1 protein-coding gene is annotated in these 540 nt (G+C 70.9%); it reads right to left on the reverse strand.

The genetic code is table 11. The features are described 5' to 3' along the window. A partial coding sequence (locus G3I71_RS46315; RefSeq protein WP_343243295.1) for a LamG-like jellyroll fold domain-containing protein occupies positions 1 to 540 on the reverse strand: 540 nt, incomplete at both ends.

Consider the following 540-nt stretch of genomic DNA (forward strand, 5'->3'; position numbering starts at 1 on the left):
CGACGACGTGGTGCCACTGGTCGTCGTTGTAGGCGCCGGGGGTGGTGATGGTGCGGGTGGCGCCCGTGTACACGCCGAAGACCAGCCGGCCGTCATTGGTCATGTAGACGTGCTTGTCGTACTGGCCGCTGCCGTTGATCTGTTGGTTGCCGAAGCCCACGAGCTTGCCGCCGCGGGTGGTGTTCGTCCTGAACCAGGTCTCCACGCTGTACGTGCTGCCGACCGACTGCCGCTGTTCGCCGTGCACCTGGGCGTTCGTGCCGTTGAAGCCGATCGCCGTGCTCGCGCCGGTCACCGCGGCCGGCGTCTGGCGCAGGGCCGGCCCGTTCAGGTGCACGCCGGCCTGGTTGCCGCCGTCCGAGGAGTCCGCCACGTAGGGCGCGGCCGATTCGTCGTAGCGCCAGTACAGCTGGGCGCCGTCCGCGCGGACCCGGCTCGGGTACGCCTCCGCCGACGTCGGGACCGTCACCGCCGCCGTCGCAGACAGGGCGCTGGTGTTGCCCGCCGCGTCGGTGGCGGTGACCCGGTAGGTGTACGACT

This window comes from Streptomyces sp. SID12501, from assembly GCF_010550245.1.
GTDB lineage: Bacteria > Actinomycetota > Actinomycetes > Streptomycetales > Streptomycetaceae > Streptomyces.